This is a genomic window from Ruegeria sp. SAZD011 (assembly GCF_059612545.1).
On record NZ_JBXWQU010000027.1, the window covers coordinates 26,649 to 47,249 of the forward strand.

A 20,601-nucleotide genomic window follows, 5' to 3' on the forward strand; every position below is an offset into this window, starting at 1 on the left:
GACTTTCGCGAAAGTCTGACATCAAATCCTGTTCAGGATTTGATCACAAACTTTCAGAGAAAGTTTGTGCCCGTGCCGTGATCAGGCGGACAGGTTCGGCGTTGCAGAACACGATCACCTGCCCGGCATTTTCGACCGCGGCAAAGCCACGGCGCCGGATCTCTGCCAGGAAGACCTCCCGCCCCACCATCCGCTCCATGTCCCGTACCTTGCGGCGCACCACACCGCCGGAACGGGCGGATTTGGCGGTAAACAAATGATCGAACCATTGCTCAGGGCTCTGGGGTGGGAGGGCGACATTCATAGCGCCATATTGCGCAAGACCCGGTAAAGAGTGGGTTACTGCGCCCGCGCAGCCGCAAGAAAACCTCGGATCAGCCCGGCATCCTTGACCCCCGGCGCGGATTCGACGCCCGACGAGACATCGACCTGCCGCGCCCCGGTCAGACGGATCGCCTCGCCTACATTGTCAGGCGTCAACCCGCCTGCCAGCATCCAGGGCTTGCGCCAATACTTCCGCCCCGCCAGCAGCCGCCAGTCAAAGGCCAGCCCGTTGCCACCGGGCAGGTCCGCACCTGACGGCGGCTTGGCGTCTATCAGCAACTGGTCGGCCACATCGGAATAGAGGTCGATCTGCGCCAGATCGGCTGCCTCGGCCACCCCGATCGCCTTCATGACTGGCAGACCATAGCGTGCCTTCACCTCGGTCACGCGCGCGGGACTTTCCTTGCCGTGAAGCTGAAGCATGTCGAGCGGAACGGCGGCAGTGATGGCATCCAGGTCCGCATCGGTTGGATTCACCACCAATGCCACCTTGGCCACCCCAACCGGGACCGACACCGCCAGTTCAACCGCTCGGTCCACCGTCAGGTGCCGGGGTGATTTCGCAAAGAACACGAAGCCGACGTATCGCGCACCCGCCTCAACGGCGACGCGCAGCTGTTCTGGATCGGTCAGCCCGCAAATCTTGACGCGAATGTCGTCGACCATTTCAGCGATCAGGCAGCGGCATCGTCGAGAATCGCCAGGACCTCGTCCTTGCCCTCGTTCTGCTTCTTCTTGAGCGACTTGACTTCGCGCTCGAGCTTACGCACCTCGCGGTGCTTAACATCCGCCGTGCGGCGATGCTTGTGCTCGCGCAGCCACTCCCAGACAAATCCGATCACCACGCCTGACGCGATCCCGCCCAGAACCACCAGGAACAAAGGCAGTGTCAGCGAAAAGTTGACGCCCAGCAGATGGGCCAGGTCTTCGGGCAGCAGGCTCAGCGTCACCATCTGGCGATTGGCCAGCGACACCGAGACAAGTATGATCCCGAGCGTTGCAAGAAAGGCGTAGCGAATATAGCGCATCATGGGTCAGGCTTTTCCGTTCAGGCGATCCCTCAGCAGCTTGCCGGTCTTGAAGAACGGCACGTGCTTTTCCTCTACATGGACCGTATCGCCGGTTCTGGGATTGCGACCAATGCGCGCGTCCCGCTTCTTGACCGAGAAAGCGCCGAAACCGCGCAGTTCCACCCGGTCGCCGCGTGCCATGGCGTCGGTGACTTCCTCAAAAACGGTGTTCACGATCCGCTCGACATCCCGCTGGTAGAGGTGCGGGTTTTCATCGGCAATCTTCTGGATCAGTTCCGAACGGATCATGCGCCTGGCCCTCCCAACGCCAAAGGTCGTCATTCTTATGACAGGGACTATAGGCAGAAAACCCTTCTGCGGAAACAGGTTACCGATTGCGGCCAAGCCATATTTCGCCATTTGCCCGCAAATAACCGTCAACAAACCCGTCATTCAGCAGGGCGATGGGCCCGGATTCCCGGACGAGACCCCTTGCCGGAGCCTCACCAAGATCAATTGCTGCGTATGCAAAGCCTCTTGATTCGGAACGCTCCGCGCCAGCGATAGGCCGGCCCGTTCAACCAGGTCACAGCAGGAAGTTCGGTTTTGCCAGCAGGTAAGGATAGAGGTATGAGCCTTTGCGACCACGCGCGAGGAGACATGGACGATTTGAACTATACCACCCTTCTCGAGGGGATCGCGGCAGGGATGCTCGCCACCGCCGACAAGGGCCGTGTCGCCGATTACATCCCCGAACTTGCCTCGGTTGACCCTGACCAGTTCGGCATCGCGCTGGCCCTGGCCGACGGCCGCTGTTTTGCCGCGGGACATGCGGATACGCCGTTCTCCATCCAGTCGGTTTCCAAGGTCTTCACCCTGGCGCTGGCCCTCGGTCGACTGGGAGACAGGCTTTGGAAGCGGGTCGGTCGGGAACCGTCCGGGCTGCCCTTCAATTCCATTTTGCAACTCGAACACGAGGGTGGCATACCCCGCAACCCCTTCATCAACGCGGGGGCGCTGGTGGTTACCGACGCCATTCTTGCCGGCCATCAACCCCGAGAGGTTCTGGGCGAGATCCTGCGCTTCGTGCGGGCTGCCGCGGATGACGAGAACATCCATATCGACGAGTCCGTGGCGCGCTCTGAAACCGATCATGGCCACCGCAACATGGCCCTGGCGCATTTCCTTGCTGCGCATGGCAACTTCGTCAACAGCCCGGACCTGACCTGCGGCACCTACTTCCACCAATGCGCGATAGAAATGACTGCGCGCCAGCTTGCCCTGGCCGGCCGGTTCCTTGTCGGGGGGCCGGCCGCACCCTCACTGATCTCGCGCCACAGCGTGCGCCGGATCAACGCACTGATGCTGACCTGTGGCCACTATGACGGGTCTGGCGACTTCGCCTATCGCGTCGGCCTGCCCGGCAAGAGCGGTGTTGGCGGCGGCATTCTGGTCATTGCGCCCGGTCGCGCCTCGATCGCGGTCTGGTCACCCGGGCTGAACCCACATGGCAATTCCGCTCTTGGCACGCTGGCGGTCGAACAGTTGGCGCGGGCAACGGGCTGGTCGATTTTCGGATAGAGCACATCAGGCCACTGTCAGAACGGAAAAGCCCCGCAGGATCGCTCCTGCGGGGCTCTTTGTTGTCTGTAGGCCGGCAAGGGACTTAGTTGTCGCCCTTCAGCGCCGCGCCCAGGATATCGCCCAGCGATGCACCCGAGTCGGACGAGCCGTACTGTTCCACGGCCTCTTTCTCTTCGGCAATCTCGCGTGCCTTGATCGACAGGCCCAGACGACGGGTCTTGCTGTCGACGTTGGTGACGCGGACATCGACCTTGTCACCGACCGAGAAGCGCTCGGGGCGCTGTTCGGCACGGTCGCGCGACAGGTCCGAACGGCGGATGAAGGATTTCATGCCTTCGTATTCCACCTCGATGCCGCCATCCTCGATCGCGGTGACGTTCACGGTGATGACCGAGCCACGCTTCACGCCGCCCACGGCCTCGGCGAACTTGTCGCCGCCCACCGATTTGATCGACAGCGAGATGCGTTCCTTGTCGATATCGACTTCGGAGACGACGGCCTTGACCACGTCACCCTTGCGATAGTTCTGGATCGCGTCTTCGCCGCGCTCGTCCCAGGACAGGTCGGACAGGTGAACCATACCGTCGATGTCGCCCGGAAGGCCGATGAACAGACCGAATTCGGTGATGTTCTTGACCTCGCCCTCGACCACGGTGCCTTCGGGATGGGTCTCGGCAAAGACTTCCCACGGGTTGCGCATGGTCTGTTTCAGGCCCAGCGACACGCGACGCTTGGCGCTGTCGATCTCCAGAACCATGACTTCCACTTCCTGGCTGGTCGAAACGATCTTGCCGGGGTGGACGTTCTTCTTGGTCCAGGACATTTCCGAGACGTGCACCAGGCCTTCGACGCCCGGCTCCAGCTCGACGAATGCGCCGTAGTCGGTGATGTTGGTCACGCGGCCGGTATGCACCGATTCCAGCGGATACTTGGCACCGACCAGATCCCACGGATCTTCCTGGAGCTGCTTCATGCCCAGGCTGATACGGTGGGTGTCCTTGTTGATCTTGATCACCTGGACCTTGACGGTCTCGCCGATGTTCAGGATCTCGTTGGGGTGGTTGACGCGACGCCATGCCATGTCGGTGACGTGCAGCAGGCCGTCCACACCGCCCAGGTCAACGAACGCACCGTATTCGGTGATGTTCTTGACCACGCCGTCGACGGTCTGACCTTCGGTCAGGTTGCCGATGACTTCGGCGCGCTGTTCGGCGCGGCTTTCTTCCAGGATGGCGCGACGCGACACGACGATGTTGCCACGGCGACGGTCCATTTTCAGGATCTGGAAGGGCTGTTTCAGACCCATCAGCGGGCCGGCATCGCGCACGGGGCGCACATCGACCTGCGAGCCGGGCAGGAAGGCCACGGCACCGCCCAGATCGACGGTAAAGCCACCCTTGACACGACCAAAGATCGCGCCTTCGACGCGCTGGTCGTCGGCATAGGCTTTTTCCAGACGGTCCCAGGCCTCTTCGCGGCGGGCCATCTCGCGCGAGATGACAGCTTCGCCACGGGCGTTCTCGGCGGCGCGCAGGTAGACTTCGACCTCGTCGCCAACGGCAATCTCAGGGGCCTCGCCGGGATTTGCGAATTCTTTCAGCTCGACGCGGCCTTCCATCTTGTAGCCGACATCGATGATGGCCTGGCCCGCTTCGATCGCGATGACCTTGCCTTTGACAACCGAACCCTCTTCGGGGGTGTCCATTTCGAAGCTTTCGTTAAGGAGGGCTTCGAATTCCTCCATGGATGCGTTAGCCATGCGGCGTTGTTTTCCTTTTCAGTTCGGTTTTCGCTGGCCGAGCGGTTGTCTCCGCCGGTCTTGTTTGATGTCCGCCGGGGCGGCACGGATTGGTCAGACGATCCGGTCTTGTCACCACAAAACAAAGAGGGCCGGATACTCCCGACCCTGCCCGTCTCATTCTTTTATGGCTCAAATCGCCTTATCGACGTGCGCTCTATAGGGGGTTCGGCACCGAAGCGCAAGATCGTTTGCCGGGCACCCCGTGTTATTCCTTTGGAAATAACGGGCCTGCCTCTAGCATGGCCTGACCGGGCAGCGCCCGGCTTTAGGGGGAGAATTTCAGATGACCATTGTCAAGAGCAGATTCGAGGACGTCGCCCTGAGCGACAAGACCGTCACCGAACGGGTGTTCGAGGGGATCGACCCAAAGATGACCATCCTGATCGATGGACCCAGCGGGCGCAGCTATAGCGGCGCTCAGTTCATCCACGCGGTCAAGGCCCTGGCCGGGGGGCTGACCGCGCGCGGGATGGGTGCGGGCACTTGCGTCGGACTGATGCTGCCGAACCTTCCCGAATACTGCATCGCATTTCACGGCGTCGCCTGGGCCGGCGGCACCATCACCACGATCAACCCCACCTATACAGCGCCCGAAGTGCATCATCAGCTGAACGATGCCGGGGCCACGGTTCTGGTGACGATACCCGCGTTTCTGGACACCGCGCGGGCCGCGATCGAGGGGACTGGTGTCGACCGGATCGTTGTGGTCGGAGAGGCGCCAGAGGGCATGCTGTCATTCGGCGAGCTGATGGGCACACCGCTTGAACAACAAGTGCCGGTCGACGTGTCCGAGCATGTGGTGGTCCTGCCCTATTCTTCGGGCACCACCGGGCTACCCAAGGGGGTGATGCTGACGCATCGCAATCTGGTGGTGAATATCGACCAGACGTTGTTGCCCGCCGATTTGCGTCCCGGCGAGATGACCACCGCCTTTTTGCCATTCTTCCACATCTACGGCTTGCAGGTGCTGATGAACATTTACCTGACCGGCGGTGGCGGCCTGGTGACGCTGCCGCGCTTCGATCTGGAGCAATATCTTGACTGCGTGTCGCGCTACCGCACACCTCGGCTGTGGATCGTGCCACCGGTCGCCATTGCGCTGGCCAAGCATCCGGTGGTGGCCAATTACGATCTGTCCTGCGTCGAACAGGTGTTCTGCGCCGCCGCCCCGCTGGGCCGTGACGTGGGCGAGGCGCTGGGGGGGCGCATCAGTGCAAAGGTGAACCAGGGTTATGGCATGACCGAGCTCAGCCCAGTCAGTCATGTCTCGCCACGTGGAGAGGGCAAGCCGGGCGCCTCGGGCGTGGCGATATCGAACACCGAATGCCGCATCGTCGACCCCGAGACCGGCGCCGACCTGCCGCTGGGTGAAGATGGCGAATTGTGGGTACGGGGGCCACAGGTGATGAAGGGATATCTCAACAACGAGGCCGCCACCCGCGCCACCATCGTCGAGGGCGGCTGGTTGCGCACCGGCGACATCGCCCATTTCGACGAGGACGGATTCCTTTATATCACCGACCGGCTCAAGGAACTGATCAAGTACAAGGGATTCCAGGTCGCTCCGGCCGAGGTCGAGGCGGCATTGCTGACCCACCCTGCCATCGCGGATGCGGCGGTGATCGGCGCCCCCGATGACGAGGCGGGCGAGGTGCCGCTGGCCTTCGTCGTTGCGGCGGCCGGTCAGGCCGGGCCAAGCCTGGCCGAGGTGCAGGCGTATCTCGACACCCGGCTGGCGCATTACAAGCAGGTGCGCCAGTTGCAGGTGGTGGACGAGATCCCGAAATCTGCCTCGGGCAAGATCCTGCGTCGGCTGCTGCGGGACGCGCAGGGCAGGCAAACCTGAGGAAAGGGGCGACCAGACATGGCAGAGCCGCTCAATCTTCTGGTGATCGTCTCGGACGAGCATCGTAAGGACGCGATGGGATGCGCAGGGCATCCCATCGTCAAGACACCCAACCTGGATGCGCTGGCCGCGCGCGGCACCATGTTCGATGCCGCCTATACCCCTTCGCCCATGTGCGTGCCGACCCGGGCGGCGCTGGCCACCGGCAACTGGATCCACAGGACCGGCCATTGGGACAGCGCCACCCCCTATGCCGGACAGCCACGCAGCTGGATGCATGACCTGCGCGATGCCGGGCGCGAGGTCGTTTCCATCGGCAAGCTGCATTTCCGCTCGTCCGAGGATGACAACGGGTTTTCGCAGGAGATCCTGCCAATGCACGTGGTGGGTGGTGTGGGTTGGGCCGTGGGTCTGCTGCGCAAAAACCCGCCCCTCTATGACGCCGCCGCCGAACTGGCGGCCGATGTCGGTGTCGGCTCCAGCAGCTATACCGAATATGACCGCGCCATCACCGCCGCGGCCGAGACCTGGCTGGCTGACCCGGCCCGGCAAGAGCGGCCCTGGGCCGCCTTCGTATCGCTGGTCAGCCCGCATTACCCGCTGACCTGTCCCGAGGAATGGTCCACGTTCTACGATCCAGACGACATGGACCTGCCCGTGGGCTATGGGTTGGGCCTGCCGGATCATGCCGAATTGCGCAACATCGGCGGGTTCTTCAATTATGACGCCTATTTCGACGAACAGAAGATGCGCGCCGCCAAGGCCGCCTATTTTGGCCTCACCTCCTTCATGGATGATTGCGTGGGCTGGGTACTGGCCGCGCTCGAGGCCAGCGGACAGGCCGAAAACACCGTGATCCTCTATGTTTCCGACCATGGCGACATGATGGGGGACCAGGGTTTCTGGACCAAACAGGTTATGTACGAGGCCAGCGCCGGTGTGCCGATGATTGCCGCCGGCCCGGGCATCCCCGCCGTGCACCGAGTGTCGACCTGCACCAGCCTCACCGATATCGCCGCGACCGCGCGCGAGGTGTGCGGGTTAGCGGCGCGCGCGGACCTGCCCGGAGTGTCACTGCGCAGTATCGCCGCCGCGCCAGATGATCCCAAGCGGGCCGGGTTCAGCGAGTATCACGACGGCGGCTCCCGCACAGGCACGTTCATGCTGCGCTGGGGGCGCTGGAAATACGTGCACTACGTCGGCGAAGCCCCTCAGCTTTTCGATCTGGATCGCGACCCGCAGGAACTGGCGGACCTTGCCAAACACGCGTTGGATGATCCCGAGATCCGGGCCGCATTGCTCGAGGGAGAGCATCGCCTGCGCCTGATATGCGACCCGGAAGCTGTAAATGACCGCGCCTTTGCCGACCAACGGCGGCGGATCGCGGAACTGGGCGGGGAAGAGGCCTGCCGCAATTCTTATGTTTTCAACCACACCCCCACACCGCAAGAAGGCAGCGCGCTCTGACATCGTATTGATGCGCGCTTGCGGCAGGCGACCGTTTTCCGCGCCGGAAAACGGCCCGGAAAAATTTCATTTTTCCGGCACCCTCTCTGTCATGACCGCGTGAATACCGGCCGTGGCGAAGGCGATCAGCCGATCGGTGTCGGCCTCCCCCGCGCCGGGGCTGAGCGTATCCAGGCGCCAGGCTGAATACACATGGGCCAGCATCGCCGAGACCGCATAGATCTGCCCCATTGCCGCCCGCCCCGGTACGGCCCCGGGGTAGAGCGCCGCGATCTCGTCGATGAACTGCTGCGCGGTAGGGTCGAAACACTCTGCGGCCAGCGTGCTCCAACGTGGATCGGCAGAGACATGCGCCAGCAGCCTTCCATAGGCGACCCAATGCGGCCCGCCCTCCCGGGCCAGCGTCACATAGGGCCGGATAAAACAATCAAGGATGGTCGCCAGATCAAGGGGCCCTTGCGCACGCGCGCCCTCGAGTGCCTCGACACGGATGCGCGACAACGCACCGGCACGGCGCGCGACCACAAGCCGAAACAGCTCTTCCTTGCTGCCGCCGTGATGCGCCACCAGCCCCCCCTGCACCCCTGCCGCCTTGGCGATATCGCGAATCGACGCGCCCTCGAATCCGCGCGCAGCAAAGAGTTGCTCCGCCGCATCCAGAATACGGGCCCGTGTCTGCAAGGACCGCGCCGATGGCGCCCTTTGCCGTTGTTTTTCCAAAACAAACATCTCCCTTGCAAATTATCTTGCCTTATTTTGAACAGTCGTTCAACTTAAGAACGACGGGAGGACGCAGATGACCGAAACGCGCGACAGATTTGCCCTGATCGGGGCAGGTCCGATGGGCTTGGCCATGGCCAAGGTGATGCTGGAGCAGGGCATCGCCTTTGACGGGTTCGAGCTGCATTCGGATGTGGGTGGGCTGTGGGATATCGATGGCCCCCGCTCGACCATGTACGACAGCGCGCATCTGATCTCCTCCAAGCGGATGACCGAATTCACCGACTTCCCGATGGAGGACGCGGTCGCCGAATACCCCTCGCACCGAGAGCTGAAGCGGTACTTCAACGCCTTCGCCGACCATTTCGGGCTGCGCGAGCATTACCGCTTCGGGGCCGAGGTGCTGCGGTGTGAGCCGCTGGGTGGACCGGGTGACGGATGGCGTGTCACATGGCGCGACGCAGAGGGAGAGCATGCGGAAACCTATGCCGGGGTGATGATCGCCAATGGCACATTATCCGAACCCAACATGCCGGAGTTCAAGGGAACATTTGACGGCGACCTGATCCATTCCTCGGCCTACCGCCACCCCTCGCAATTCGATGGCAAGCGGGTGCTGATCGTGGGGGCGGGCAATTCCGGCTGCGATATCGCGGTGGACGCGATCCATCACGGGGTGATGTGCGACCTGTCGATGCGGCGCGGATATTATTTTGTACCGAAATACGTCTTTGGCAAACCGGCCGATACGCTGGGCGGCATGATCAAGCTGCCGATGTGGCTGAAACGGCGGGTCGACGGGATGATCCTGAAATGGTTCGTGGGCGATCCGCAGAAATACGGGTTTCCCAAGCCCGACTACCAGCTTTACGAAAGCCATCCGGTGGTCAATTCGCTGGTCCTCTATCACGCGGGCCATGGCGATTTGCGCATCCGTCCCGATATCGACCGTCTTGACGGAAGCCGGGTGATCTTTACCGATGGTTCGAGCGAGGAGTATGACATGATCCTCGCCGCCACCGGCTACAAGCTGTTTTATCCATTCATCGACCGCAGCCTCCTGAACTGGCAGGGCGATGCGCCGCATCTTTACCTGAACGCCCTGCACCCCGAGCGCGACGACCTCTTTGTGCTGGGGATGATCGAGGCCAGCGGTCTGGGCTGGCAGGGCCGGCATGAGCAGGCCGAGATGGTGGCGCGTTACATCACCGGGCTGCGCGCGGGAAACAAGGCCGCCGAGGAACTAAAGGCCGCGAAATCGGCAGGCTTTGAACGGGCGACCGGCGGCATGAACTACCTCAAGCTGGCGCGCATGGCCTATTACGTGGACAAGGCCACCTATCGCGGCGCGGTGACCGGATGGATCAAGCGGCTGAAGGATGCGCGAGCATGACCGGCATCGACGATATCCTGCTGAATTTCTCGCCCGCTTCGCTGACGCTGCTGAACGCGATCCTGGCGGTCGTGATGTTCTCTATCGCCATCGACCTGACGGTCGAAGATTTCCGCCGCCTGTCGCACGGACCGAAACCCGTGCTGGTGGGGCTCTTCTCGCAATTCGTGCTGCTGCCGGTGCTGACCTTTGCGCTGGTCTGGCTGACCGCGCCGCACCCGTCGATTGCGCTGGGCCTCATTCTGGTGGCGGCCTGTCCGGGCGGCAATATCTCGAACTTCATCACCCATCGGGCGGGCGGCAACGCGGCGCTGTCGGTGTCGATGACTGCCTTTGCCACCGTGGGGGCCATTATCATGACACCCGCGAATATCGCGCTGTGGGGAAGCCTGTATCCCCCCACCCGCGCCATCCTGCAAGAGACCCGTATCGACCCCGTGCAGATCGCCGTCACGGTCGGGTTGATGCTGATCCTGCCACTGATCCTGGGCGTGACGTTGAACATGCGCCGCCCTGCCCTGACAGCGCGGCTGCGGCGGCCGCTGCAACTCTTGTCGATGGGGATTTTCATCGCGTTCATCATACTCGCTCTGGCTGCAAATTGGGGGTACTTCCTGAGTTTTGCCGGAGCTGTCGCCGGGCTTGTGATCCTTCACAATGGCCTGGCTCTGGGGGGCGGCTGGGTTGTGGCCACTCTGACCCGGCTGTCCCCTTACGACCGGCGCGCGGTGACGATCGAAACCGGTATCCAGAACTCGGGCCTCGGGCTTGTGCTGATCTTTGCGTTCTTCAACGGGCTGGGCGGCATGGCGGTCGCGGCAGCGTTCTGGGGGATCTGGCATGCAATCTCGGGCCTCGGTCTGGCGATGCTGATGGCGCGAACCGAGGCGGCCCGATGAACCGCATCCTGATTACCGGTGCGGCGGGCATGGTGGGGCAGGCGTTGTTGGCCGAACTGTCCGGCCAGCAGGTCTTTGCCACCGATCTTGCGCGGCCCGATCCGCTGCCCGAGGGCATGACCTATTTCAAGATGGATGTGACGGGCGATGACCCTGACCGGGTCATTGCCAAGGTGCGGCCGGATGTGGTCATTCACCTCGCCTCTATCGTGTCACCCGGTGTGGCGCGCGAGGTTGCCCATCGCGTCGACGTCGGCGGCACGCGGGCGTTGCTGGACGCCTGTCTGGCGCATGGAGTGCGGCGGTTGGTGGTCACCTCCTCGGGCGCTGCCTATGGCTATCACGCCGACAACCCGGTGCCGCTGCGCGAAAGCGACCCGCTGCGCGGCAATCCCGAGTTCGCCTATGCCGATCACAAACGCCAGGTCGAAGAGATGCTGGCCGAGGCACGCCAGACCGCGCCGCAACTGGAACAGGTGGTGCTGCGGGTGGGAACGGTTTTGGGCGCAGGCACCGAGAACCAGATCACCGCCCTCTTTCACAAACCCCGCCTGCTGGCGGTGCGCGGATCGGAAAGCCCGTTTGTCTTTATCTGGACCCGCGATCTGGCCCGTATTCTGGCGCGGGCAGCGGGCGAAGGGCCTGCGGGTATCTACAACGTGGCGGGCGACGGGGTGATGGGGGTCAGCGACCTTGCACGCGTCCTGGGCAAGCCGGTGCTCCGTCTGCCCGCGCAGGCGCTGAAGGCGGCGCTGGCGGTGGCGCGGCCATTGGGGCTGTCGCGCTATGGACCCGAACAGGTGCGGTTCCTGCAATACCGCCCGGTGCTGGCCAATGACGCGCTGAAGCGGGTGTTCGGCTATAGCCCTGAGCTGACGAGTGCCGAGGTCTTCGACCTCTGGCGGCGCGAGGCGGGTCTTTGAAGCGGGCGGTGATCTCGGGCGGCGCAGGCGGGCTGGGCCGGGCGCTGTCGGATGCGCTGCAAGCGCGCGGCTGGCATGTGACACTGCTCGACCGCGATATCTCGACCATCGAGCCCGGCGAGACCCAGCGCGTCATTCAATGCGACCTGACCGATCCCGGTCAACTGGCCGCCGCCTGTACTGCGGCGGTCGGGGGACGCGGGGTGGACCTGGTCATCTATAATGCCGGCATCACCCAGATCGGCCTGTTTGCCGATAGTGACGAGGCCAGTCACCGCCGGGTGTTCGAGATCAACTATTTCGCCGCCGTAAACATGGCCCGCATTATGATCGACCCGGTGCGGCAGTCACGCGGCACCCATCTGGCAATCTCTTCTGTGGCGGGGTTCGCGCCGCTCTACAGCCGCACCTCTTATGCCGCGTCCAAACACGCGCTGGAGGGGTTTTTCAAATCGTTGCGATCCGAGGAGCGCGCGCATGGGGTGGCGGTGCAAATCGCGGCACCGTCGTTTGTGGCGACCAATCTGGGCAACCCGCAGGCACAGCCCGATGGTATCGCCCGGCCCGGCTCGGCCACGGACGGGATGGATTACATGACGCCCGAGGCGGCGGCGGCGACCATCCTGCGCGGCCTCGACCGGGGTCGCGACATGATCCCGGTGGGCCGGGTGGCGCGACTGGCCTGGTGGATCAATCGGCTGTCGCCGGGCCTCTATCAACGGCTGATGGAAAGTAAAATCGGACGCGGCTGAGAATTTTCCCGCCCCCCTCTTGACCTTCCCGTGACTGGAAGCCCCATCTGAGGGGTGATCAGAGGACAAGGACGAGTCGCATGTCAGCACAAACCACATCGCTGAAGATCACGGGCATGAGCTGCGCGGGATGCGTGGGCCGGGTGGAGCGCGCCTTGCAGGCGGTTCCGGGGGTTGCCGGGGCTTCGGTCAACTTCGCCACCAAGACAGCGCAGGTCCACCATGACGGCCCGGTCGCCGCGCTGACCCAAGCGGCGGCTGATGCGGGTTATCCGGCCGAGGTGTCGGAAACCACGCTGGATGTCGAAGGGCTCAGTTGCGCCTCTTGTGTGGGCCGGGTGGAACGGGCGCTGAGCGCCGCACCGGGCGTCGTCGAGGCACAGGTAAATCTGGCCACCCGCACCGCGCGGGTCAGCTATGTCACCGGCAGCACCGATCCGGTTGCGCTGGCGGCGGTATCGACCGCCGCGGGCTATGCTGCCCGCCTCGCAGGGGGCGCCGAGGACGAGGGCGAGGAGCCCTCGGACGAGGCTGCGGTGCTCAAACGCCAGACCCTGCTGGCCATCCTGCTGGCGCTGCCCGTTTTCCTGATCGAAATGGGCGGGCACATGATCCCCGCCCTACACCACTGGATCCTGGCGACCATCGGCCAGCAGGCCAGTTATCTGGTCCAGTTCGCGCTGACCACGGTATTGCTGCTTGGCCCCGGTCGGGTGTTCTATGCCAAGGGTTTCCCGGCCCTGATGCGCGGCGCCCCCGACATGAATGCTCTGGTCGCATTGGGGACCGGGGCCGCCTATGGGTTTTCTCTGGTCGCGACCTTTGCCCCCGGCCTGCTGCCCAACGGCACCGCCAATGTCTATTACGAGGCCGCCGCCGTCATCGTGGCGCTGATCCTGCTGGGCCGCTGGCTCGAGGCGCGGGCGCGCGGGCGCACTGGTGCCGCCATCGAGGCGCTGGTGGGGCTGCAACCCCGCCATGCGCGTATCGAACGCAAGGGACAAGCGGTAGAGGTGGCCATCGCCGACATCCAACCTGGCGACACGCTGGTCATCCGCCCCGGAGAGCGTATTCCGGCGGATGCGCTGGTACTGGACGGCCAGAGCCATGTTGACGAAAGCATGATCACCGGCGAGCCGGTTCCGGTGACCAAATCCGCCGGCGACACGCTGGTGGGCGGCACCGTAAACGGGGCCGGCGCCCTGCGCGCGCGCGCTGAAAAGGTGGGCGCCGACACGGTGCTGGCCCAGATCATCCGCATGGTGGAACAGGCACAAGGCGCCAAGCTGCCGATCCAGTCGGTGGTCGACCGGATCACCCTGTGGTTCGTGCCCATCGTGATGGGGGTCGCGGCGCTGACGGTGCTGGTCTGGCTGATCTTCGGCCCCTCGCCCGCTCTGGCCCACGCCCTCGTCGCAGGTGTTGCGGTGCTGATCATCGCCTGCCCCTGCGCCATGGGACTGGCCACACCGACCTCGATCATGGTGGGAACGGGCCGGGCCGCCGAACTGGGCGTGCTGTTCCGCAAGGGCGACGCGCTGCAACGGCTGCAAGAGGCGAAGGTGATTGCCTTCGACAAGACCGGCACGCTGACGCTGGGGCGGCCGGAACTGACCGATCTGAGCCCCGCCGAAGGGTTTGACCGTGATGGCGTATTGCGGCTGGCGGCAGCCGTCGAGGCGCAGTCGGAACACCCGATTGCCTCGGCCATTGCCCGCGCGGCCAAGGGCGACGTGCCTGCGGTGGACGGGTTCCAGAGCCTGACCGGGCTGGGTGCCCGCGCCAAGGTCGAGGGCCAGGACGTGCTGGTCGGCGCCGACCGGCTGTTCGCCCGCGAAGGTATCGACCTGGGCTCGCTGGCCGAAATCGGGGCGGGCTGGGCCGCCGATGGCAAGACGCCGCTTTATGCCTCGGTCGGTGGCCGTGCGGTGGCGGTGCTGGCGGTCTCGGACCCGGTGAAACCCGGCACGGTCGAGGCCATCGAGCGGTTCCATCAGATGGGGTTGAGCGTGGCCATGATCACCGGCGATAACACCCGCACGGCACAGGCGCTGGCGGCGAAACTGGGCATCGACGCGGTCACCGCCGAGGTGATGCCCGAGGGCAAGGTTGCGGCGCTGGATACGCTGCGGGCGGATCATGGCGCGCTGGCCTTTGTCGGTGATGGCATCAACGACGCCCCCGCCCTGGCCCATGCAGATATCGGCATCGCGGTCGGCACCGGCACCGATGTGGCCATCGAGGCCGCCGATGTGGTACTGATGTCGGGCGATCTGCGCGGCGTGGCCAACGCGCTGGAGGTGAGCCGCGCCACCATGCGCAACATCCGCCAGAACCTGGGCTGGGCCTTTGGCTATAACGTGCTGCTGATCCCGGTGGCGGCGGGCGTGCTCTATCCGTTTGGCGGGCCGATGCTGTCGCCGGTGCTGGCGGCGGGCGCGATGGCCTTGTCGAGCGTCTTTGTCGTCTCCAACGCCCTGCGCCTGCGGCGGGTGCGGGCGGCGTTGCCTGCCGCGCGGCAGGCGGCGACCCAGACCCCGGCTGCGGCCCCTGCCCCGGCCGAATGAGGAGACCGGCATGAATATCGGAGATGTCGCCAACCGCACCGGCCTGCCCGCCAAGACCATCCGCTATTACGAGGATATCGGCCTGATCACGCCCCAGCGCGATCTGAACGGCTATCGCCGGTTTCGCGAACAGGACCTGCACAAGCTGACCTTTCTGGGCCGCGCCCGGGCGCTGGGGTTCACCATCGAGGATTGCCGCACCCTGCTGGCGCTCTACGAGGATCAGAGCCGCGCCAGCGCCGATGTCAAACAGGTGGCCCGCGATCATCTGGCCCGGATCGAGACCAAGATCACCGACCTGATCGCCATGCGCGACACGCTCACTGAACTGGTCGATGCCTGCGCGGGCGACAACCGGCCCGATTGCCCGATCCTGCGCGATCTGGGCGGGACCGACTGACGCGCGGGCTTGCCCTTTGCCACAAGCTTTGCTTTGTCTCTGTCGGGAACAAGCCGGGGGAGACGCGCCGCCGGACAACGAGAGAGGATCCGGACATGGCAAAAGTAGCATTCCTTGGCCTCGGCGTGATGGGCTATCCGATGGCGGGGCACCTGAAATCCGCGGGCCACGATGTCACCGTCTATAACCGCAGCGCCGCCAAGGCCGAGAAATGGGTGGCCCAGCACGGCGGCGCGATGGCCACAACGCCGCGCGCGGCCGCCGAAGGTGCCGAATTCGTCATGGCGTGCGTCGGCAATGATGACGACCTGCGCAGTGTCTGCACCGGGCCGGATGGCGCGTTGGCGGGCATGGCGGCGGGCAGCGTCTTTGTCGATCACACGACGGTGTCGGCCAAGGTCACCCGAGAGCTCTACGCCGCGGCCAAGGATGGCGGCGTGGGCTTTGTCGACGCACCGGTCTCGGGCGGACAGGCGGGGGCCGAAAACGGGGTGCTGTCGGTCATGTGCGGCGGCGATCGGGCCGAGTATGACCGCGCCGAACCGGTGATCGCCGCCTATGCCCGGATCTGCCGCCGCATCGGCGAGAGCGGTGCCGGGCAGGTTACCAAGATGTGCAACCAGATCGCCATCGCGGGCCTGGTACAGGGCCTCGCCGAATCTCTGCATTTTGCCGAGAAGGCAGGGCTGGACGGGCGCGCGGTGGTCGAGGTGATCAGCCAGGGTGCCGCCGGCAGCTGGCAGATGGCCAACCGTTACGAGACCATGCTGGACGACCATTGGACCCACGGGTTCGCGGTCGACTGGATGCGCAAGGATCTGGGCATCTGCCTGGACACCGCCGACGAGACCGGCGCCAGCCTGCCGGTCACCGCGCTGGTCGACCAGTTCTACAAGGATGTACAGAAGATGGGCGGCGGGCGCTGGGACACATCGAGCCTGCTGGCGCGCCTGCGCAAGCTGGACTGAGGGAAAGGGGGCGCTGCCCCCGTCCCCTGCGGGGACTCCCCCGGAGTATTTTTGGCGAAATGAAGAACCGGGGGGCAACGGCCGCCTCGGCAGGAATGTGATGGGAGAGCGGCGGTGCTGACGGAGTTCTGGGCAGAGGCCCTGCGGGTGCATTGGGGGATCGAGGCGGAGCTGGAACCGCTCGATGGCGAATATGACCTGAACTTTCTGGCCCGGGCCCGGAACGGACGGGACTATGTTCTGAAGGTGATGCGGCCCGAATGCGAGGCGGAGCTGGTCGAGATGCAGGTGGCGGCGCTGGATCACATCGCCGAGGTGGCGCCGGGCCTGCCCTTTCCCAAGGTGTTTGCCGCGCTCGATGGCGCGATGCTGCCCGAGATCCCGGATGAGGCGGGCGCGCCGCGCCGGGTCTGGCTCCTTGAGCGCCTGCCGGGGCGTTGTTACGCGCGAGCCTCGCCGCATTCCGAAGAGCTGATCCTGAAGCTGGGCCGGGTGCTGGGCGCCACCGACCGGGCGCTGGAGGGGTTCGCGCATGACGGGCTGGCGCGCGATTTCAAATGGAACCTGGTGCAGGCGGGCTGGATCGGCCGGCATCTGGACGCCATTACCGATCCGGTGCGGCGGGTGATGCTGTCGGAGATTGCAGCCGAGTTTTCCGGGGTGCACGACCGACTCGCAGCCCTGCCGGTTCAGGCGATCCACAATGATGTCAACGATTACAACATCCTGGTCGAGGGCAGGCTGGGTGAGACCCGCAAGGTCTCGGGCCTGATCGACCTGGGCGACATGTGCGCCGCGCCGCGTGTCTGCGACCTGGCGATTGCCGGGGCCTATGTGGTGCTGGACCATCCAAAGCCCGAGCGCGCCTTGGCGGCGCTGGTGCGCGGCTATCACGCCGCCAACCGGCTGAGCGCGGAGGAAGTCGACCTGATCTGGCCCTTGCTCCGGATGCGGCTGGCGGTTTCGGTGGTGAACTCGACCCTGATGGCGGCGGAAAACCCGGACGACCCCTATGTGACGATCAGCCAGGCCCCGGCCTGGCGGTTCCTGGAAAACGCCTCGGTCAATGGCGGGCTGATGGCGGCGCGGCTGCGGGTGGCCTGCGGCTTGCCGGTGACCGATGGGGCCGAGCGGGTACAGGCCTATCTGGACGCGCACCGGGGCCGTTTCGCGCAGATGTTCGGAACCGATCTGAGCGAGGCGCCGATGGGTTCGCTGTCGGTCGAAAACTCGACCTGGCCGCAGAACCCGTTCCACATGCCGCTGGAAGAGGCCGCGCGCGTGGGCGAGGAATTCGGCACCGGCCTGTGGCTGGGCTATTACAACGAACCACGCCTGATCTATGCCGAGCCGGGATTCCGCAAGGGGCCGTGGAAGGCCAGCGACCGGCGCACCGTGCATCTGGCGGTGGATGTGTTTGCCCCTGCCGGTACGATCCTGCACGCACCGCTCAGCGGGTGGGTCGAGGTGGTCGAGAACCGGACCGGGCATCTGGATTATGGCGGCGTGGTGATCCTGCATCACGAAACGCCGCAGGGCGATGCCTTCTATACACTCTACGGGCATCTCGACCCCGAGGTCTGCGACCGGCTGAAACCGGGTGATCCGGTGGCGCAGGGCGCTGGATTTGCACGGCTGGGCGATGCAAGTCAGAACGGCGGCTGGGCGCCGCATGTGCATTTCCAGCTGGCGCTGACGACGCAAGGCATGGAGGCCGACTGGCCCGGTGTCGGCGACCCGGACGAGATGGATCTGTGGCACGCAGTCTGCCCGAACCCGGCGGCGCTGCTGAACCTGCCCGATGACAAGGTGTTCTATCACCCCACCGACAAGGCCGCCGTGCGGGCCGGGCGGCGGGCGCATTTCGGCGGCAACCTGAGCCTTACCTATGACGATCCGGTGATGCTGGTGCGCGGCTGGAAACATCACCTGTTCGACGAATGGGGCCGCCCCTATCTGGACGCCTATAACAACGTCCCGCATGTGGGGCACGCGCATCCGCGTATTCAGGCGGTGGCGGCGGATCAGCTGAAGCGGATGAATTCGAACACCCGCTACCTGCATCCGGCGCAACTGGCGTTCGCCGAAAAGGTGTTGTCGAAACTGCCCGAGCGGTTCGAGGTCTGTTTCTTTGTCAACTCCGGCACCGAGGCGAACGAGCTGGCGCTGCGCCTGGCACGGGCGCATACGGGCAACATCGGCATGGTGACGCCCGATCACGGGTATCACGGCAATACCACCGGCGCGATCGCCATCTCGGCCTACAAGTTCAACAAGCCGGGCGGCGTGGGTCAGGCCGATTGGGTCGAACTGGTCGAGGTCGCCGACGACTATCGCGGCCGTTTCAAGCGCGACGATGCGGAGCGCGCCCGGAAATTCGCCGATCTTGTCGATCCCGCCATCGCGCGGTTGCAAGACAAGGGCCATGGCGTGGCCGGTTTCATCGCCGAGACCTTTCCCAGCGTCGGCGGCCAGATCATTCCACCCAAGGGCTATCTGGCAGCGGTCTATGACAAGATCCGCGCGGCGGGCGGGGTGTGTATCGCCGACGAGGTGCAGACCGGGCTGGGGCGGCTGGGCGACTACTATTTCGGCTTTGAGCACCAGGGCGCCGAGCCCGATATCGTGGTGATGGGCAAGCCCATCGGCAATGGCCATCCGCTGGGGGTTCTGGTGACCACGCGCGAGATTGCCGACAGTTTCAACAACGGGATCGAGTTCTTTTCGACCTTTGGCGGCTCCACCCTGTCCTGCCGGATCGGCAAGGAGGTGCTGGATATCGTCGATGACGAGGGCTTGCAGGAGAACGCGCGCCTGATGGGCGCGCGGCTGATGAACGGGTTGCGCGCGCTTGAGGGCGAATTCGGCTGTGTCGGCGATGTGCGGGGCATGGGGCTGTTCCTGGGGGTCGAGCTGATCAACCCCGACGGGTCCGAGGGGACCGAGATCTGCCGATACGTCAAGAACCGGATGCGCGACCACCGCATCCTGATCGGCAGCGAAGGGCCCAAGGACAATATCCTGAAGATCCGCCCGCCCCTGACCATCGAGGCCGAGGATGTGGACATGATTCTGTGGGCGCTGCGCACGGTGCTGACCGAGGTCGGCGATTGGGCGCCTGCCCCGGTCTGCGATCACGATCACCATCACGCGGGCTGCGGATGCTGCTAGCAGGCTAGTGCAAACGCCCTGCCCGGCTCTCTAACGTGCGACTCTGCGCCGTCGTGACCATCGGGCGACGGTGCAGCGCCAGTCCCAGCTGTTCGCTCAGCGCCACCAGCGCAGGAGCCAGATCGGGCCGGACGATGAGCGCGGCCAGCATCAGCGCATCCTCGCGCGCGCCGGTGGCGGCGGCGGCCACCATATGCGCAAAACAGGCCTCGTCCGCCCCCAGACAGGCGCACCCCAGACCATGCCGCATCAACGGACGCCGCCCATAAGACGCGCATAGCCCGCAGATCTGCCGCAACAGCTCGGCAGAGCGCCCCTCGGGCAACGCCGCGCGGCCCTCCACCGCATCGCTCCACAAACGCAGGCAATGCACCGCCGAGGCCTCGAGTGCGGAAAGATCGGCCAGATGCCCGACAGCAGCACCGCCGCGATGTGCCGCCGCGCTCATTTGGTCAGGATCAGCTTGCCCGCGCGGGTGATGCGCAGGGTATAGAGCTGGTCGCCCAGCCGGATATGGGCAAGATTGCCTCCCTTGGTCAGGTCCTCGGCCTTGTGCGAGGGCAGGATCTGGAACGCAGGATCGGCGGTGGGGGTGGCGCTGTGGATCGTCATGTCATTGTCTCCGTATCGGCAAATGGGGTCGCTGTTGATCGCTGGCTGACGGAGACTCCGATGGCTGCGCATGCTCTAAACCTGACTATTTTTGTCGCCTTTGTCAAGCCGCCCTTCGCCCCCAAATCTCATCAATTGTAATTCACGTCCATGAATGTCAGAAT

General features: G+C 64.6%; 19 protein-coding genes. 11 read left to right on the forward strand and 8 right to left on the reverse strand.

What is annotated here, in order from left to right; translation table 11 throughout:
- Positions 1-43: 43 nt before the first annotated feature.
- From AC2FLM_RS14680 to ihfB, 4 genes are read right to left on the reverse strand one after another with little or no spacing between them, the layout of a single operon-like run.
- Entirely contained in the window at positions 44-304 is a 261-nt protein-coding gene (locus AC2FLM_RS14680; RefSeq protein ID WP_234221570.1) for an N-(5'-phosphoribosyl)anthranilate isomerase, read from the reverse strand.
- A 35-nt stretch (positions 305-339) separates the two neighbouring features.
- Positions 340-990, reverse strand: coding sequence for a phosphoribosylanthranilate isomerase (locus AC2FLM_RS14685; protein WP_234140041.1), 651 nt, complete (start codon positions 988-990; stop codon positions 340-342).
- Between the two features lie 8 nt (positions 991-998).
- Entirely contained in the window at positions 999-1,352 is a 354-nt protein-coding gene (locus tag AC2FLM_RS14690; RefSeq protein ID WP_234143598.1) for a lipopolysaccharide assembly protein LapA domain-containing protein, read from the reverse strand.
- Positions 1,353-1,358: 6 nt separating this feature from the next.
- On the reverse strand, positions 1,359-1,643 hold the full coding sequence (gene ihfB, locus AC2FLM_RS14695) for an integration host factor subunit beta (RefSeq protein ID WP_011046553.1): 285 nt from the start codon (positions 1,641-1,643) through the stop codon (positions 1,359-1,361).
- 351 nt (positions 1,644-1,994) lie between these two features.
- Here ihfB and AC2FLM_RS14700 point away from each other — a divergent pair, with 351 nt between their 5' ends.
- A complete protein-coding gene (locus tag AC2FLM_RS14700; RefSeq protein ID WP_496858903.1) occupies positions 1,995-2,915 on the forward strand; it encodes a glutaminase in 921 nt (306 codons plus the stop codon).
- 85 nt (positions 2,916-3,000) lie between these two features.
- Here the strand turns inward: AC2FLM_RS14700 and rpsA are convergent, their stop codons facing one another.
- Positions 3,001-4,677 carry a 30S ribosomal protein S1 gene (rpsA, locus tag AC2FLM_RS14705; protein WP_234143086.1) on the reverse strand — a complete coding sequence of 559 codons (1,677 nt, stop codon included), beginning with the start codon at positions 4,675-4,677 and terminating at the stop codon, positions 3,001-3,003.
- Between the two features lie 325 nt (positions 4,678-5,002).
- On the opposite strand from rpsA, the gene AC2FLM_RS14710 reads away from it, so the two are divergent.
- Both AC2FLM_RS14710 and AC2FLM_RS14715 read left to right on the forward strand, forming a co-directional pair.
- Positions 5,003-6,565, forward strand: a complete 1,563-nt coding sequence (locus AC2FLM_RS14710; RefSeq protein ID WP_496858905.1) for an AMP-binding protein — start codon at positions 5,003-5,005, stop codon at positions 6,563-6,565.
- An 18-nt stretch (positions 6,566-6,583) separates the two neighbouring features.
- The gene (locus AC2FLM_RS14715; protein ID WP_496858907.1) at positions 6,584-8,032 is read left to right on the forward strand and encodes a sulfatase family protein; all 1,449 of its coding nucleotides are present in this window, start codon (positions 6,584-6,586) and stop codon (positions 8,030-8,032) included.
- 66 nt (positions 8,033-8,098) lie between these two features.
- Here the strand turns inward: AC2FLM_RS14715 and AC2FLM_RS14720 are convergent, their stop codons facing one another.
- Positions 8,099-8,713, reverse strand: coding sequence for a TetR/AcrR family transcriptional regulator (locus AC2FLM_RS14720; RefSeq protein WP_496803380.1), 615 nt, complete (start codon positions 8,711-8,713; stop codon positions 8,099-8,101).
- Between the two features lie 115 nt (positions 8,714-8,828).
- Here AC2FLM_RS14720 and AC2FLM_RS14725 point away from each other — a divergent pair, with 115 nt between their 5' ends.
- The 8 genes from AC2FLM_RS14725 to AC2FLM_RS14760 all read left to right on the forward strand — a co-directional run bounded on the left by AC2FLM_RS14725 (position 8,829) and on the right by AC2FLM_RS14760 (position 19,825).
- Positions 8,829-10,145 (forward strand): flavin-containing monooxygenase, encoded by a 1,317-nt coding sequence (locus tag AC2FLM_RS14725; RefSeq protein WP_496858910.1) that lies wholly within the window; start codon positions 8,829-8,831, stop codon positions 10,143-10,145.
- Positions 10,142-11,044 carry a bile acid:sodium symporter family protein gene (locus AC2FLM_RS14730; protein WP_496858912.1) on the forward strand — a complete coding sequence of 301 codons (903 nt, stop codon included), beginning with the start codon at positions 10,142-10,144 and terminating at the stop codon, positions 11,042-11,044. The genes AC2FLM_RS14725 and AC2FLM_RS14730 overlap by 4 nt, the downstream gene beginning before the upstream one ends.
- Positions 11,041-11,967, forward strand: a complete 927-nt coding sequence (locus AC2FLM_RS14735; protein ID WP_496858914.1) for an SDR family oxidoreductase — start codon at positions 11,041-11,043, stop codon at positions 11,965-11,967. The genes AC2FLM_RS14730 and AC2FLM_RS14735 overlap by 4 nt, the downstream gene beginning before the upstream one ends.
- On the forward strand, positions 11,964-12,719 hold the full coding sequence (locus tag AC2FLM_RS14740; RefSeq protein ID WP_496858916.1) for an SDR family NAD(P)-dependent oxidoreductase: 756 nt from the start codon (positions 11,964-11,966) through the stop codon (positions 12,717-12,719). The genes AC2FLM_RS14735 and AC2FLM_RS14740 overlap by 4 nt, the downstream gene beginning before the upstream one ends.
- An 80-nt stretch (positions 12,720-12,799) precedes the next feature.
- A complete protein-coding gene (locus AC2FLM_RS14745; RefSeq protein WP_496858918.1) occupies positions 12,800-15,286 on the forward strand; it encodes a heavy metal translocating P-type ATPase in 2,487 nt (828 codons plus the stop codon).
- Positions 15,287-15,296: 10 nt separating this feature from the next.
- Positions 15,297-15,686 carry a Cu(I)-responsive transcriptional regulator gene (cueR, locus tag AC2FLM_RS14750; RefSeq protein ID WP_234143077.1) on the forward strand — a complete coding sequence of 130 codons (390 nt, stop codon included), beginning with the start codon at positions 15,297-15,299 and terminating at the stop codon, positions 15,684-15,686.
- 95 nt (positions 15,687-15,781) lie between these two features.
- Entirely contained in the window at positions 15,782-16,654 is an 873-nt protein-coding gene (locus tag AC2FLM_RS14755) for an NAD(P)-dependent oxidoreductase (RefSeq protein ID WP_496858920.1), read from the forward strand.
- A 114-nt stretch (positions 16,655-16,768) separates the two neighbouring features.
- Positions 16,769-19,825 (forward strand): aminotransferase class III-fold pyridoxal phosphate-dependent enzyme, encoded by a 3,057-nt coding sequence (locus tag AC2FLM_RS14760; protein ID WP_496858922.1) that lies wholly within the window; start codon positions 16,769-16,771, stop codon positions 19,823-19,825.
- Between the two features lie 4 nt (positions 19,826-19,829).
- On the opposite strand, the gene AC2FLM_RS14765 is transcribed toward AC2FLM_RS14760, so the two are convergent.
- Positions 19,830-20,273 (reverse strand): hypothetical protein, encoded by a 444-nt coding sequence (locus AC2FLM_RS14765; RefSeq protein WP_496858924.1) that lies wholly within the window; start codon positions 20,271-20,273, stop codon positions 19,830-19,832.
- Complete coding sequence (gene hemP / locus AC2FLM_RS14770; RefSeq protein ID WP_234140056.1) at positions 20,270-20,437, reverse strand: hemin uptake protein HemP; 168 nt, start codon at positions 20,435-20,437, stop codon at positions 20,270-20,272. Before hemP ends, AC2FLM_RS14765 begins: the two co-directional genes overlap by 4 nt.
- Positions 20,438-20,601 lie beyond the last annotated feature (164 nt).